This window comes from Kitasatospora sp. NPDC001132 (assembly GCF_053598415.1).
This window is the reverse complement of the sequence record NZ_JBSFKF010000024.1, coordinates 1-13,216: the sequence shown is the minus strand read 5'-3', so window position 1 is coordinate 13,216 and position 13,216 is coordinate 1. Positions and strand designations below refer to the sequence as shown.

Below are 13,216 nucleotides of genomic sequence, written 5' to 3'. Positions count from 1 at the left end.
CGCTGCCCTGTGCCCTGTGCCGCCCCGTCGCCCGCCGTCAGCGGGCGACGGGGTAGCCGTGCGTCCCGTCCGCCCGCGCCACGGCCAGCCCGGGCAGCCAGCTGCCGAGGACCAGCACGGACGGGTAGAACATCGGCTCCGGCAGCGCGTCCACCGGGAAGCGCTCCCAGCCGGCGCAGGCGTGCGGCTCGGTGACCAGGGCCTCGGCCAGGTTGGGCGGCGCCAGCACGGCGGCGGTCAGCCGGGGCCGGCCGAGCTCGTGGTCGAGGTGGACGGCGAGCACCCGCATCGCCGCGGCGGGCAGCACGATGCCGGTCTCCTCGGCGAGTTCGCGGGCCGCGGTCTGCTCGAAGGACTCGCCGAGGTCGACCTTGCCGCCGGGCAGGCTCCAGGTGGGCGGCTCGCCGGCGGTGATCCGCCGGCCGAGCAGCACCCGGCCGTCCCCGGTGGGCACGACGATCCCGGCGCCGAGCAGCGGCGCGGTCGGCGGGGGCGGTGCGGTGGGTACGGTCGGTGCTGTGCTCAACTCGCCATCTCCTTCAGTCGGTCACCAGTTGGCGCGCTCGTAGTCCTTGAGGAAGCAGCCGTACAGGTCCTCGCCCGCCTCGCCGCGCACGATCGGGTCGTACACCCGGGCCGCGCCGTCGACCAGGTCGAGCGGGGCGTGGAAGCCCTCGTCGGCGAGGCGCATCTTGTCCGGGTGCGGGCGCTCGTCGGTGATCCAGCCGGTGTCGACGGCGGTCATCAGGATGCCGTCGGTCTGGAACATCTCCTGCGCGCTGGTGCGGGTGAGCATGTTGAGCGCGGCCTTGGCCATGTTGGTGTGCGGGTGGCCGGCGCCCTTGTAGCCGCGGGAGAACACGCCCTCCATGGCGGAGACGTTGACGACGTACTTGCGGCGGGAACCGGAGGCGGCCATCGCCGGACGCAGCCGGCTGATCAGGATGAACGGCGCGGTGGAGTTGCAGAGCTGGACCTCCAGCAGCTCCATCGGGCCGACCTCCGAGACGGTCTGCACCCAGCTGTTGGTGTCGGCGAGGTCGGGGACCAGGCCGCCGGCGTCGATCGCGGTGCCGGCCGCGATCCGGGCGGGTGTGGCGGAGCCGGTGACCAGGGCGAGCGAGGTGACGTCCTCGGCGGCCATCCGCTGCGGGTCGCCGCTCGCCTGGTGGGGGAGGGCGGGCAGGTCGACGCTGCCGCTGCCGAAGCGGCCGATCGTGGTGGCCTGCGGCAGCTCGCCGGCCGGCAGCGGTGCGGACTCGGCGTTGACCAGCTCGCGGTAGGACTCCGGCGGCCGGCGCACGGTCTGCGCGGCGTTGTTGATCAGGATGTCCAGCGGGCCGTCGGCGGCGACCTCGTCGGCCAGCGCCATCACCTGGGCCGGGTCGCGCAGGTCGATGCCGACGATCTTGAGGCGGTGGATCCAGTCGGCGCTGTCCGGCATCGCCTTGAAGCGGCGGATCGCGTCGTTGGGGAAGCGGGTGGTGATGGTGGTGTGGGCGCCGTCGCGCAGCAGCATCAGCGCGATGTACATCCCGATCTTGGCGCGGCCGCCGGTGAGCAGCGCGCGCTTGCCGGTGAGGTCGGCGCGGGCGTCCCGGCGGGAGCGGTTCTTGACCGCGCAGTCCTGGCAGAGGTTGTGGTAGAAGGCGTCGACCTCGACGTACCGCTGCTTGCAGGTGTAGCAGGAGCGCGGGCGCTCCAGGATGCCGGCGATCTCGGTGGTGGTGACGGTGGTCAGGCCGAAGGCGCCGGCCGTCTCGTCGTCGATCCGGGTGGGCGCGCCGGTGGCGGTGCGGGCGGTGACCGCGCGGTCGTTGGCGGTCTTGCGGGCCCGGGTCTCCTGGCGGCGGCGCTGCTTGAGGGTTCGGAATATGCCGCCGACGGCCTGGCGGACGGTGATCGCGTCCGGGTGGTCCACGTGCAGTTCGTCGAGTTCCGCGAGCACCTCCAGGCAGAGCTTCAGCCGCTCGGGGTCGAGGCCGGGACCGTAGTCGATCTCATCCCCGCTGCCCTCGACCCGGTCCTGCTCGATGTCCGTCTGCTCGATGTCCGTCTGCCGGATGTCGGTCTGCCCGATGCCCACGCCTGCTGTCGCTTTCCCGTTCGCCACGCCCACACGCGTGAAGCCATGCCCGTTACCGCGTGAATGCTACGGGAGCGCTCCGGACCGGGGCGAAAACCGGACGTCGGAGGGGGTCTTTGGAGGATCCTCCATGTCTACGCGCGGAGCATTGATCACGGATTGTGCACAGCCCCAGCAATGCTGCTCGAACTGGCTTTTGCTCCCCACCCTCACGGAGAATCGAATGCTGGGTGCCGGGCGCCCGAGTGCGCTCCGGCGGCACCGCCGCAACCGCACCCGAGGTGTATCCCCCAGCCAGAGAGCCCTTCTTCATGCGCTTCCTGAACGACCTCAAGCCCTCGTACGACCTCACGTACGACGACGTCTTCATGGTCCCCAGCCGTTCCGCCGTGGGCTCCCGGCAGGGCGTCGACCTCTGCTCCAACGACGGCACCGGCACCACCATCCCGCTGGTCGTGGCCAACATGACCGCCATCGCCGGCCGCCGGATGGCCGAGACCGTGGCCCGCCGCGGCGGCCTGGTCGCCATCCCGCAGGACATCCCCACCGAGGTCATCGCCGAGGTCGTCTCCTGGGTCAAGCAGCGCCACCTCGTCTTCGACACCCCGATCACGCTCGCCCCCGGCGCCACCGTGGCCGAGGCGCTCTCGCTGCTGCCCAAGCGCGCGCACGGCGCCGTCGTGGTGGTCGAGGACGGCAGGCCGGTCGGCGTGGTCACCGAATCCGACTGCCAGGGCGTGGACCGCTTCACCAGCCTGGCCGACATCATGTCCCGCGAGCTGCTGGTGCTGGACGAGGCCATCGACCCGCGGACCGCCTTCGACAAGCTCTCCGGGGCGCACCGCAAGCTCGCCCCCGTGGTGGACGGCGAGGGCCGGCTGGTCGGCATCCTCACCCGCAAGGGCGCGCTGCGCGCCACCCTGTACACCCCGGCCGTGGACGCGGCCGGCAAGCTGCGGATCGCCGCCACCGTCGGCATCAACGGCGACGTCGCGGGCAAGGCCAAGGCGCTGATCGACGCCGGTGCCGACGTGCTGGTCGTCGACACCGCGCACGGCCACCAGGAGTCCATGATCAGCGCGCTGCGCGCGGTGCGCGGCCTGGACCCGCAGATCCCGATCGTGGCCGGCAACGTGGTCTCCGCCGCCGGCGTCCGCGACCTGGTCGAGGCGGGTGCCGACATCCTCAAGGTCGGCGTCGGCCCCGGCGCCATGTGCACCACCCGGATGATGACCGGCGTCGGCCGGCCGCAGTTCTCCGCCGTCCTGGAGTGCGCCGCCGAGGCCCGCCGGCTCGGCAAGCACGTCTGGGCCGACGGCGGCGTGCGCCACCCGCGCGACGTCGCGATGGCGCTGGCCGCCGGCGCCTCCAACGTGATGATCGGCTCCTGGTTCGCCGGGACCTACGAGTCCCCGGGCGACCTCCAGACCGACGCCGACGGCCGCCAGTACAAGGAGAGCTTCGGCATGGCCTCGGCCCGCGCGGTGAGCAACCGCACCGCCCAGGACTCCTCGTACGACCGGGCCCGCAAGGCGCTGTTCGAGGAGGGCATCTCGCACTCCCGGATGTTCCTCGACCCGGCCCGGCCGGGTGTCGAGGACCTGATCGACTCGATCATCGCGGGCGTCCGCAGCTCCTGCACCTACGCGGGCGCCGGCAGCCTGGAGGAGTTCCACGAGAAGGCCATCGTGGGCATCCAGAGCGCGGCGGGCTACGCCGAGGGCAAGCCGCTGCACTCCAGCTGGGCCTGATCGCGGCGGGCCGTCCGGTTCCTCGCCTCGGGGAGCCGGACGGCCGCGGCCGCGGTTGCGGCCGCTGCGGGGTGCCCGGTGCCCGGGAGGGCGCCCTGGCCGTCCTCCGGCCCGGTGCCCCCGGCGTTCCCGGTGCCCGGCTCGGGTGGGAGCAGGGACCCGAGCGGGAGCAGCAGGGCGCGGCCGAGCAGTCCGACCGAACCGTCCAGCGCGGCGGCGAAGGCCTGGGCGGCGCCCGGCAGGTGCCGCAGGCCCCACAGGGCCTCGACGGCGCCCCAGGCGCTCTCGCGGGCGGCCTCGACCGACCAGGCGCCGAGCAGGTGGGTGAGCGGCTCGGCGAGCTCCAGCAGGTCGGGCCCGGGCATCAGCTGCTCCCGGGCGGCCGTCTCCACCTCGGCCAGCACCCGGTTGATCCGGCGGTAGTCCTCCTCGACGTCGGCCGGCCCGCAGCCCCGGCGGCGGCAGGTGTCCACGACGGCCAGCGGCAGGTCGTGCTGGATGTGGGCGGTCATTCCGGCCAGCGCGAACTGCAGCGGGTGCACGCCCGGGTGGGCGCGCAGCGCGAACAGCGGCCGCCAGCAGGCGGGTGGCTCCTGCCCGGCCGCGTCGGCGGCCACGGCCCGCAGGTACCGCCCGGCGAACAGCACGTCCAGCTCGGCCACCGCCGGCGGGTCGGCGAAGTACCCGGCGCCCAGCCGTTCGAGGACCGCCTCCGTCACGGTGAGGTAGAGCCGGTCGAAGACCGCCACCCCGTCGGCCGGGGGCAGCGCCGCCCCGATCTCCCGCAGCCGGCCGACCACCTGCTCGACCGTCTCCGGCTCCGCGTTCACCGCCGTCGTACGATCCACCGCCGTGCCGGGCATGTGCCACCCTCCGATGTCGATCGTGCACTGATCGCATCATCGTGACAGCGTGGGCGGGCGCTCCAGGGGACGCGGCCCGCGTCCGTCGAGCCGGTGTCGCACCGTCAGGCCGATCCCGCCGTGACATGGCGTCGACTTGGTGACGGCGTTACGGGGTCTTTGCCTATCGCCCACCTCCTGTCATGATCCCTGACCGTGATCAATCGTCGAACCCTGATCGCCGCGCTCGCCGCGGCCCCGGCCCTCAGCACCCTCGGCGCTGCCGTGGGAAGCACCCCCGCGAGCGCCGCCGCCGACCTCTACCCCTCCAACACGGCCCTCTACGCCAGCTCGACCGTGGTCGAGGGCGTGGACTACGGCCGCCGCTACCGCAGGCACCTGATCGACGACCAGAGCCTGCAGAGCCGTACGCCGTTCGTCCGGACCACCGTCATCGCCCCGCACGGCGGCGGCATCGAGGTCGGCACCTCCGAACTGTGCCTGGCCATCTCCGGCTACCACCCCGCCGACCTCACCCCGACCCCGGCCGCCGGGCCGGTGCACGACTTCTGGATGTTCGAGGGCCTGCGCTCCTCCAACAACAGCGAACTGCACGTCACCTCGACCCACTGCGACGACGCGGTGGCCCGCGCGATGTGCGCCGGCAGCCGCAACGTGGTGTCGCTGCACGGCTGCACCGCCGCCCAGGCCGGCCTGGAGGCCGGCGCCCAGGCCGTGCTCGTCGGCGGCCTGAACTCCACCCTCCGGCAGTACCTGATGGAGGAGTTCGCGGCGGCGGGCATCCGGGCCGTGACCGCCTCCGGCGAGGAGGAGATCGCGGGCATCTCCCCGGACAACATCTGCAACCGCAGCCTGCTCGGGATGGGCGCCCAGCTGGAGATGACCACCGACCTGCGGGTCGCGATGTTCGCGCCGGGCAAGAACACCCGCGCCGAGCGGGCGACCAACACCCTGCCGCTGTTCTGGAGCTTCACGAACGCGGTCCGGACCGCGATCCAGCGGCTGGAGGCGGGCCAGCCCGTCCTCTGACGGCTCGGGCAGCCGGCTGCGCGCGCCGCAGCCGGCGTCAGCCCAGCTCGTACTCCAGGACGTAGGTGTGGGTGCCGGACTCGTCGACGGTGAGCAGGAACTCCCCGGTGATCCCGGCCAGCTCGCCCGTGCCCGTGCCCGGCACCACGCGTATCGTCGTACCGGTCGTGTCCCAGGCCGCGTGCTGGAGCACGAACGAGCCCTTGCGCCCGCCCAGTTCACCCGTCACGTGCTCCACCGCGACGTACGAGGCCGGGCTGCCGGTGGGGCCCGTGACCGAGAGCATCCGCACCTCGCTCGCCCCGCTCAGCCCGCCGGTGAAGGTCTTGGCGACGACGACCCGCCCGAAGGACGCGCCCTCCCGCTCCTCCGTCTCCACCGGCTCGAACGCCGTCAGCTCGAACGACCCGCTCGCCGTGGCACCCATGGCACGCTCCCTTCGTCGGACGTCTCCACGGCCGACGGGCGCGCCGACCGTGGCGGCCGGGCACCACCCGACCGTGCGCGAAGCCTTGCACACACCACTGACAGTCGGCCTCCCGTCACCGTCACGGCTCCCAGCGGATCGCCAGCACCGCCGCGTCGTCGGACAGCCCGGCGTCCCCGACCCAGCCGCCGACGTCCGCCAGCACGGCGTCCAGCAGGTCCGCCGGGGTGCCGCCGTGCAGGCCGGGCAGCCGTTCCGCGATCGGGTAGAGCCGGCCCCCGGCGTCCCGGGCCTCCGAGACGCCGTCGGTGTGCAGGAGCAGCAGGTCGCCCGGCTCCGGGTCGAACCGACGGTCCGGGTACGCGTCGCCGGTGAGCCCGAGCAGCCCCAGCGGAGGCGCCGGGAACGGTGGCTCCAGCTCGCTCACCCGCCCCGCCCGGCGCAGCAGCGGGGGCGGGTGGCCGCAGTTCACCAGCCGCACCGGCCCCCGGTCCGGCGCCACGTCGAGCAGCAGCGCGGTGGCGAACCGGCCCTCGTCCGACGGCCGGGCGGCCAGCGCCGCGTCCAGCCGCTCGGCGAGCCGCCCGGGGTCGGACTCGGTCCGCGCGGCCTCGCGGAACACCCCGAGGACGTCCGCCGCCGTCTCCACCGCCGGGAGGCCGTGCCCCTGGACGTCCCCGAGCAGGATGCGCACCCCGAAGCGGGTCTCCTCCACGGCGTACAGGTCCCCGCCGATCCGGGCCCCGGCGGCCGCCGCCACGTACCGCACGGCCAGGCGCAGCGGCCCGATCCGGTCCGGCGGCGGGCGCAGCAGGGCCCGCTGCGCCGCCTCGGCCACCGTCCGGACCTGGAACAGCTCGCGCTCGCGGGCCGCCACCAGGACGACGCTGGCGGCACTGGCCAGCGTCGCGGCGAGCACCGTGATCAGCGCGGTGACGTGCACCCCGGTCGGCAGATCGGTGTTGGTGGACTCCAGCAGCCCGACCGCGAGGACGGCGATCACCCCGGCGATCAGCGGCACCCGGGCCGTGCGGGTGGTCGCTCCGGCCAGCACCGGCGCCACCGCGAGGACGGGGGAGAGCGTCGTGCCGGGGCCGGTCACCAGATCGGCCACGACGGCGCCGACCAGCAGCGCGAAGGAGACGTGCAGCAGCAGCCGGGTGCGTCGCGGCACGTGCAGCGGCGGCATACCGGCCGAGCCGTCGGCGGCGGTCACGCGTCCTCCAGAACTGAGCGGCTGGGCGGGCCTACTGTCCACTCTGCTCTGCGCCCCCGCGGGCGGCACCTCGGACGAGGACGGCCGGGCGCACCCGACTAGGCTGGGCCGCGAGATGAGACGAAAGAGCCGCCGCCCGGCCTCCCCCCTCCCACAGCGCAACGGCGTGGACCCGGTGCACCTGCGGCTGCCGGCCGAGGGCCCCTGGCCGACCGTTCGCGCCCACCTGGTCGAGCGGCTGCCGGCCGTGGCGGCCGAGCGGATCGACGCGGCGTTGCACGGGCGGGAGATCGTCGGCGAGGACGGGCCGGTCGCGCCCGACGCGCCGTTCCGGCCCGGCGCGCACCTGTGGTTCTACCGGGACCTGCCGGACGAGGTCCGCGTCCCGTTCGACCTGGAGGTGCTGCACCGGGACGATCACCTGGTCGTCGTCGACAAGCCGCACTTCCTGGCCACCACCCCGCGCGGCAGGCACGTCGTCGAGACGGCCCTCTCCCGGCTGCGGCACGCCCTCGACCTGCCCGCGCTGAGCCCCGCCCACCGGCTCGACCGGCTCACCGCCGGCCTGGCCATGTTCGTGGTCAGGCCGGAGGACCGCGGCGCCTACCAGACCCTCTTCCGCGACCGGCTGGTCCGCAAGGAGTACCGGGCCGTCGCCCCCTACGACCCGGCACTGAACCTGCCGCGCACCGTCCGCAGCCACATCGTCAAGGAACGGGGCGTGATCGCGGCCCGCGAGGTCGACGCCCCGCCGAACAGCGAGAGCCGGATCGATCTGCTCGACCACCGTGACGGCCTCGCCCGCTACCGGCTCCGCCCGCTCACCGGACGCACCCACCAGCTGCGCCTGCACATGTGCGGGCTCGGCGTGCCGATCCTCGGCGACCCGGTGTACCCGGTGGTGCTGCCGGAACCGGCTCCGGACGACTTCCGCCGCCCGCTCCAGCTCCTCGCCTCCGCTGTCGAGTTCACCGACCCGCTGACCGGCCGCGAGTGCCGTTTCGAGAGCCGCCGCACCCTGTCCGCCTGGACCGACCCGGAGAGCTGGGCCCTTGGCACGTCCTAGGTTCGGCGAACGACGGGCCCCTGGGCCCGGTGGCTGATCCGCCGCCCGGCCCCGTGGCGCGATCGCGGGGCCGTGAACGCGGCACTGCCCACCGCTCCGCACTCCTCGGGAGTCTCGCGGGCCCCGGGTGCCCGCGAGACCGGCTCACGACCGTGATCGCAGGAAGTCGCACGCCGGGATGCCGACAGGGTCAGGCCCGGACACCGACGCGGTGCCCGTGGCGGTATCGACCGTGCTGAGGCTGCCGCCGTCGCCGCCGACCCGTTCCGGACGCCGACGATCCGGACCGGCCGGCTCCGGAGCCGGAGGCATCCGAGGACGAGGACGAGCCGGTATCGTCCGACTCTTGGTCGGAGTCTTCCGGCGCTGAGGCCAGCACGTCGATCCGGCCCATCTGGCCGTGCGAGGAGTGCACCAGGTGGTGGCAGTGATAGACGTACTGGCCCGGGTAGTCGCCCCAGGTCATGGCGATCCGGACGGTCTCGCCCGGATGGATCGGGACAGTGTCCTTCAGCCCGGCCTCGGCCGGGCCGACCGGCTCCCCGTCGCGGTCCAGCACCCGGAACCGCACCAGGTGGGTGTGGAAGGAGTGGGGGGCGTGGAAGACCCCGGCCGGCCGGCGGGTGAGGTGGTTGTGGATCGTCCAGATCTCGCTGGAGCCGAGGGTGGTCCGCACGTCGGTCCGGTCCGGGTCGTACTTGCGCCCGTTGATCCTGGTGTCCGGGAAGGTCGTCAGCCAGAACTCCCGGTGCACCGTCGCCTCCGGGACCGGCGGCAGGGTGGCCAGGACGTCCGGGATCCGGCTACGGTCCTCGGCCTCCCGGGTGATGTCGAAGCGCAGCACCTCGGACCGCTCGGTCTCCAGCGCGGCCGTGTTCTCCAGTACCACCGATTCGCCGACCGGGTAGCGGGCGAAGTCCACCACGATCTCGGCGCGTTCGGCGCCGGACAGGGTCAGTTCCTCCAACTGCACCGGCCCGGCGAGCAGCCCGCCGTCGGAGGCGATCTGGGTGAACGGCTCGCCGTCGGCGAGGCGCAGCGATATGTGGCGGTTGGGTGAGACGTTGAAGACCCGCAGGCGGTACTTGCGCGCCGCCACCTCGAAGTAGGGCCGCTCCTTGCCGTTGACCAGCATGTGCGGGCACTCGTACGGGTCGGTGTAGACCAGCCTGCCGTCCGTCTCGATCCGGGCGTCCCGGATCAGCAGCGGGATGTCGAACTCGCCGCTCGGCAGCGGCAGGCCGCTCTCGTGCGGGTCGCTGAGCAGGTAGGCGCCGGCCAGACCGCGGTAGACGTTCTCGGCCTCCAGCTGGTGCGCGTGGTCGTGGTACCAGAGCGAGGCGGCCACCTGTTCGTTGGGGTAGCGGTACTCGCGGGTCTCGCCGGGCTCGACGAGGTCCATCGGCAGGCCGTCGTACCGCGACGGCACATTGCCGCCGTGCAGGTGGACGGAGGTGTGCACGCTCAGGTCATTGGTCTGCTGGACCACCACCTCCCGGCCCTTGACCGCCCGGATGGTCGGACCGGGGAAGCAGCCGCCGAAGGTCCGGACGGTGGTCAGCAGCCCCTTGACGATCTCCACCTCCGTCTCGGCCATCCGCAGCCGGTACAGGTCCGAGGAGTCCGTCCGCGACACCGGACTCAGCACCGGGGGCACCCGCATGGCGTGCTCGAAGGGGACGATGCGGGCGGCCCGCCTCCTGGGCCCCGACCTGGCCGGACCGGCCGGCAGTGCGGCCGGCGCGGCATGGGCCGGGCTCGGTGTGAGGCTCCATGGGAAGAGGGCGACCACAGGGCCGCCTACGGTGGCGGCCCTGAGGAGGTCTCGTCGGTTCAGCATCCTCGGTTTCTCCGTCCAGGACTCGGCGGTCGGTGCGCCGCCGAGCAGGTGGTCGCCGGTCGTGGCGTCCGTCCGCCCCGCCCAGCGGCTGCTGCGCCCACGACGGCGCACGGCCGGGCGCGGATCGTGGCAACAGCGCTGCGCTCCGTCACCGACCATCGGGCTCAGTATCAGTGAGCTTGGTGCGCTCCGCATCGCGACCGAACCTGCCGGGAACCGGGGCGCCCCCTCGGGACGGCCGGCGGCCACTTGGCGCGGGGGCGGGGGAGCCCCGGGTGCGCTCCCGGCAGCCGGCCGCGCTCGTCGGGCATGGCCGAGGCTTGCCACCGGTGCCGGTCGGTCAGGTGGTGGCCGGCACGGCATTGGTGGCGGCGACCGCGGGGCGGACCGCTCTGGCCAGGGCCACGGCATCGCCCTCGGCCCAGATGTGGGTGAAGAAGAGGCGCGGTTCGTCCGTCAGACCGTGGTTGTGGAGTTCGACCAGGTCGATACCGCCCCTCCGCAGCGCCGCGTGCGCCTGCTGGACCTCGGCGGCGACCATGGAGAGATCGCCGCTGAGCGCGGCCCGTCCCCCGCCGAGCGGTTGGAAGTTGAAGGCCGAGGTCGCGCCCAGGCCGGCCGGCAGGACGTGCCCCTCCTCCATGATGGTCTCGCGGCGGACGAAGATGCAGGCGTAGACGTCCTCGCTGCTCGTGCCCTTGGCGCCCAGCGCGGCATCGATGCCGGCGGTGTCCAGATCGAGGGGGCGGTGCGGGTGGGGCCGGGGCGGGTGGGGCGGTGGAGTGCCGGTGGAGTCGAGCGCGGTCCGCAGCCCGCGGGCCAGTGCCGCGGCATCATGGCCGTGTGCGCAGACATGGGTCCACCAGATGTCAGGAGTCTGGGCCGGCAGGTGTTTGTGGATGGCGGTCTGGGCGATCCCGTGGGCGTGGAGGGCGTCGGTCAGGGCCGGCAGTTCGTCTGCGGTGACCACCAGATCGCCCATCAGCAGCGTGCCGCCGTCGTCGTACCGGGCGAAGGAGACGTGCGAGCCCAGTGCGAGCCCGGTGCTGACGACGACGCCGCGGCTGACCACGTGCAGGTCGTGCCGGGGGAAGGGCGTGTGGTGGTAGGTCCCGCGGATGAGCCTGCCCGGCCGGCCGAGAGCCCGCACGACGTCGACCCAGTCCGCCTCGGTGGTGGGCACCGGGGTGGGCACCGGCACGGCCGGCTGACCACCGTCGGGCGCCCGGGCTGTAGCCGACTGTGCGGCGGTGTCACCTCCCAGGCCGACCAGCACCGGCGCCAGCCCGGCCGCCGCCAGCAGCGGCCGTCGTGGGACAGTGGGGGGAGTACTTCTCCCGGGCGTTCCGTCTCCGATCTTCACAGGCACACCTCCAGAGCCGAAGGCAAACACAGGAGTCGGGCCCCGCGTTGTTGCCACGGCGGTGCGCCGGCACCGAACCCCGTCCGGATCGACCGGTCGGGGTACGCCGGCGGCCGGACGGGGGGCCGGATGGAGGAGCGCTCCCCTTCGCGCGTCAGGAATCGGACGATGCCCAGGTGCCCAGGGACATCTCGGCGGTGATACCCGGGCCGAACCCGGCCAGCAGCCCGTGGTGGCCGTCGAGAGCCGACCTCTCGTCGAACATCCGGGCCAGGGCGTCGAGCACGACCGCACTGGCGATGTTGCCGTACTCGGTGAGGGTGGCCCGGCTGAAGCGGAAGGCCTCGGACGGCACCTCCAGGAAGTGGCTCAGGTCGTCCAGGATCCGTGGGCCGCCGGCGTGGACGATGTAGAAGTCCAGTCTGCCCACGTCCCACTGGTGCTGCTCCGCCACCGCACGCAGGGCCGGGCTGAGGGGCTCCATCGTCCCCGGCACCCGTCTGTCCAGCTGGAAGTGGAACCCGGTGGAGCGGACCGCGTAGGAGATCCACTCCTCGGTGTGCGGGATGAGGTAGGAGCCGTTACGCTCCAACCGGATCCCGGTCCCGCCCTCGCCGCGGACCACGGCGGCGGCGACCCCGTCGCCGAACAGGCCGTTGGACAGCAGCGATCCCACGCCCAGGTCGGTGGGCTGGTAGCACAGCGAGCAGAACTCGCAGGCCACGATCAGCACGTTGGCGCCCGGGTAGGCCGAACAGAAGTCATGGGCCCGGTTCACCGCCGCACCGCCGGCCGCACAGCCCAGTTGTGCGATCGGCAGCTGCCGGGTCTCCGGCCGGAAGCCCAGCTTGTTGATCAGCCACGCCGTGAGCGACGGCATCATGAAACCGGTGCACGACACATAGATGATCAGGTCGATCTGGGACGGCTCCACTTGGGCATGTTCGAGGGCCCTGAGTACGACCGTCGGGACGCGGGCCCTGGACTCGGCCTCGAAGACGGCGCTCCGCTCGTCCAGCCCCGGGTGCTTCAGCACCACGTCGATGGGTTGGATCAGATGCCGCTTCCGCACTCTGGTGTTCTTGATGAGGCGCAACGCCAGATCGAGCTGGGGATGGTCGTGGTGGAGTCGACGTGCCAGTTCGAGGGTTTCCTCGTTGGTGATGACGTGCTCCGGCACAGCTATCGCCGGTTTGCACAGAACGGCCATGGGACTGCCTCCTGACGGGCGGAGTTCCCGGTGAGCCCTCGGCCGGCCGGGGAGTTCATCACTCGACGGCAGCCGCTGCGAGCCGGACGCGTCGAGACGGCGCGGCGGCGGGAATCACCGGGCGGGGCCCAACAGCACGGCGGACGAGCCGGCAGGGCGAGGATCGGATGCTCGCCGTGCGGGCGGCCGTGTCGGCCGCGAGCTGGTTCGAGCCACATCACCCCAATCTACGGAAGGTGGGTTCGCCGCGCACGTCGGCCCGCGCACCTCGGAGGTGCGCGGGCCGGCCTGGGGCGGGGAGGCCGAAGGGGGGGTGGGGCCGGGCCGCCCCCGGGGGGGGGGGGCCCCGGCACACGGGGGCGGGC

11 protein-coding genes are annotated in these 13,216 nt (G+C 73.3%); 3 read left to right on the top strand and 8 right to left on the bottom strand.

What is annotated here, in order from left to right; all coding sequences use genetic code 11:
• Positions 1 to 37 precede the first annotated feature (37 nt).
• Both ACWDBE_RS27185 and ACWDBE_RS27180 read right to left on the bottom strand, forming a co-directional pair.
• Positions 38 to 526 carry a nucleotide triphosphate diphosphatase NUDT15 gene (locus ACWDBE_RS27185; RefSeq protein WP_449809355.1) on the bottom strand — a complete coding sequence of 163 codons (489 nt, stop codon included), beginning with the start codon at positions 524 to 526 and terminating at the stop codon, positions 38 to 40.
• Positions 527 to 547: 21 nt separating this feature from the next.
• Positions 548 to 2,035: an SDR family NAD(P)-dependent oxidoreductase gene (locus tag ACWDBE_RS27180; RefSeq protein WP_449792813.1), complete on the bottom strand. Its 1,488-nt coding sequence runs from the start codon at positions 2,033 to 2,035 to the stop codon at positions 548 to 550.
• A 362-nt stretch (positions 2,036 to 2,397) separates the two neighbouring features.
• Between ACWDBE_RS27180 and ACWDBE_RS27175 the strand changes: the two genes are divergently transcribed.
• Entirely contained in the window at positions 2,398 to 3,837 is a 1,440-nt protein-coding gene (locus ACWDBE_RS27175) for a GuaB1 family IMP dehydrogenase-related protein (RefSeq protein WP_449792784.1), read from the top strand.
• Here ACWDBE_RS27175 and ACWDBE_RS27170 read toward each other — a convergent pair.
• On the bottom strand, positions 3,798 to 4,700 hold the full coding sequence (locus ACWDBE_RS27170; protein WP_449792783.1) for a DUF5995 family protein: 903 nt from the start codon (positions 4,698 to 4,700) through the stop codon (positions 3,798 to 3,800). The two genes, ACWDBE_RS27175 and ACWDBE_RS27170, sit on opposite strands and share 40 nt — an antisense overlap.
• Before the next feature lie 189 nt (positions 4,701 to 4,889).
• Here ACWDBE_RS27170 and ACWDBE_RS27165 point away from each other — a divergent pair, with 189 nt between their 5' ends.
• The gene (locus ACWDBE_RS27165; protein WP_449792812.1) at positions 4,890 to 5,729 is read left to right on the top strand and encodes a poly-gamma-glutamate hydrolase family protein; all 840 of its coding nucleotides are present in this window, start codon (positions 4,890 to 4,892) and stop codon (positions 5,727 to 5,729) included.
• Positions 5,730 to 5,766: 37 nt separating this feature from the next.
• Here ACWDBE_RS27165 and ACWDBE_RS27160 read toward each other — a convergent pair whose 3' ends face one another.
• Positions 5,767 to 6,156: a DUF3224 domain-containing protein gene (locus tag ACWDBE_RS27160; RefSeq protein WP_449792782.1), complete on the bottom strand. Its 390-nt coding sequence runs from the start codon at positions 6,154 to 6,156 to the stop codon at positions 5,767 to 5,769.
• Between the two features lie 121 nt (positions 6,157 to 6,277).
• Positions 6,278 to 7,372, bottom strand: coding sequence for a PP2C family protein-serine/threonine phosphatase (locus ACWDBE_RS27155; protein ID WP_449792781.1), 1,095 nt, complete (start codon positions 7,370 to 7,372; stop codon positions 6,278 to 6,280).
• A 115-nt stretch (positions 7,373 to 7,487) separates the two neighbouring features.
• Between ACWDBE_RS27155 and ACWDBE_RS27150 the strand changes: the two genes are divergently transcribed.
• A complete protein-coding gene (locus ACWDBE_RS27150) occupies positions 7,488 to 8,438 on the top strand; it encodes an RluA family pseudouridine synthase (protein WP_449792780.1) in 951 nt (316 codons plus the stop codon).
• Between the two features lie 190 nt (positions 8,439 to 8,628).
• On the opposite strand, the gene ACWDBE_RS27145 is transcribed toward ACWDBE_RS27150, so the two are convergent.
• The 3 genes from ACWDBE_RS27145 to ACWDBE_RS27135 form a co-directional block, all read right to left on the bottom strand.
• The gene (locus tag ACWDBE_RS27145; RefSeq protein WP_449809354.1) at positions 8,629 to 10,437 is read right to left on the bottom strand and encodes a multicopper oxidase family protein; all 1,809 of its coding nucleotides are present in this window, start codon (positions 10,435 to 10,437) and stop codon (positions 8,629 to 8,631) included.
• A gap of 181 nt (positions 10,438 to 10,618) precedes the next feature.
• Positions 10,619 to 11,479 (bottom strand): DUF1259 domain-containing protein, encoded by an 861-nt coding sequence (locus ACWDBE_RS27140; RefSeq protein ID WP_449792778.1) that lies wholly within the window; start codon positions 11,477 to 11,479, stop codon positions 10,619 to 10,621.
• A 316-nt stretch (positions 11,480 to 11,795) separates the two neighbouring features.
• Positions 11,796 to 12,851, bottom strand: a complete 1,056-nt coding sequence (locus tag ACWDBE_RS27135) for a type III polyketide synthase (protein WP_449792777.1) — start codon at positions 12,849 to 12,851, stop codon at positions 11,796 to 11,798.
• Positions 12,852 to 13,216: the final 365 nt, after the last annotated feature.

What these genes read in the sequence shown, in the direction of transcription:
- ACWDBE_RS27175 (WP_449792784.1), top strand. Translation starts at nt 2,398, where the DNA reads ATGCGCTTCCTGAACGACCTCAAGCCCTCGTACGACCTCACGTACGAC.
- ACWDBE_RS27170 (WP_449792783.1), bottom strand. Translation starts at nt 4,700, where the DNA reads ATGCCCGGCACGGCGGTGGATCGTACGACGGCGGTGAACGCGGAGCCG.
- ACWDBE_RS27160 (WP_449792782.1), bottom strand. Translation starts at nt 6,156, where the DNA reads ATGGGTGCCACGGCGAGCGGGTCGTTCGAGCTGACGGCGTTCGAGCCG.
- ACWDBE_RS27150 (WP_449792780.1), top strand. Translation starts at nt 7,488, where the DNA reads ATGAGACGAAAGAGCCGCCGCCCGGCCTCCCCCCTCCCACAGCGCAAC.
- ACWDBE_RS27145 (WP_449809354.1), bottom strand. Translation starts at nt 10,437, where the DNA reads ATGGTCGGTGACGGAGCGCAGCGCTGTTGCCACGATCCGCGCCCGGCC.
- ACWDBE_RS27135 (WP_449792777.1), bottom strand. Translation starts at nt 12,851, where the DNA reads ATGGCCGTTCTGTGCAAACCGGCGATAGCTGTGCCGGAGCACGTCATC.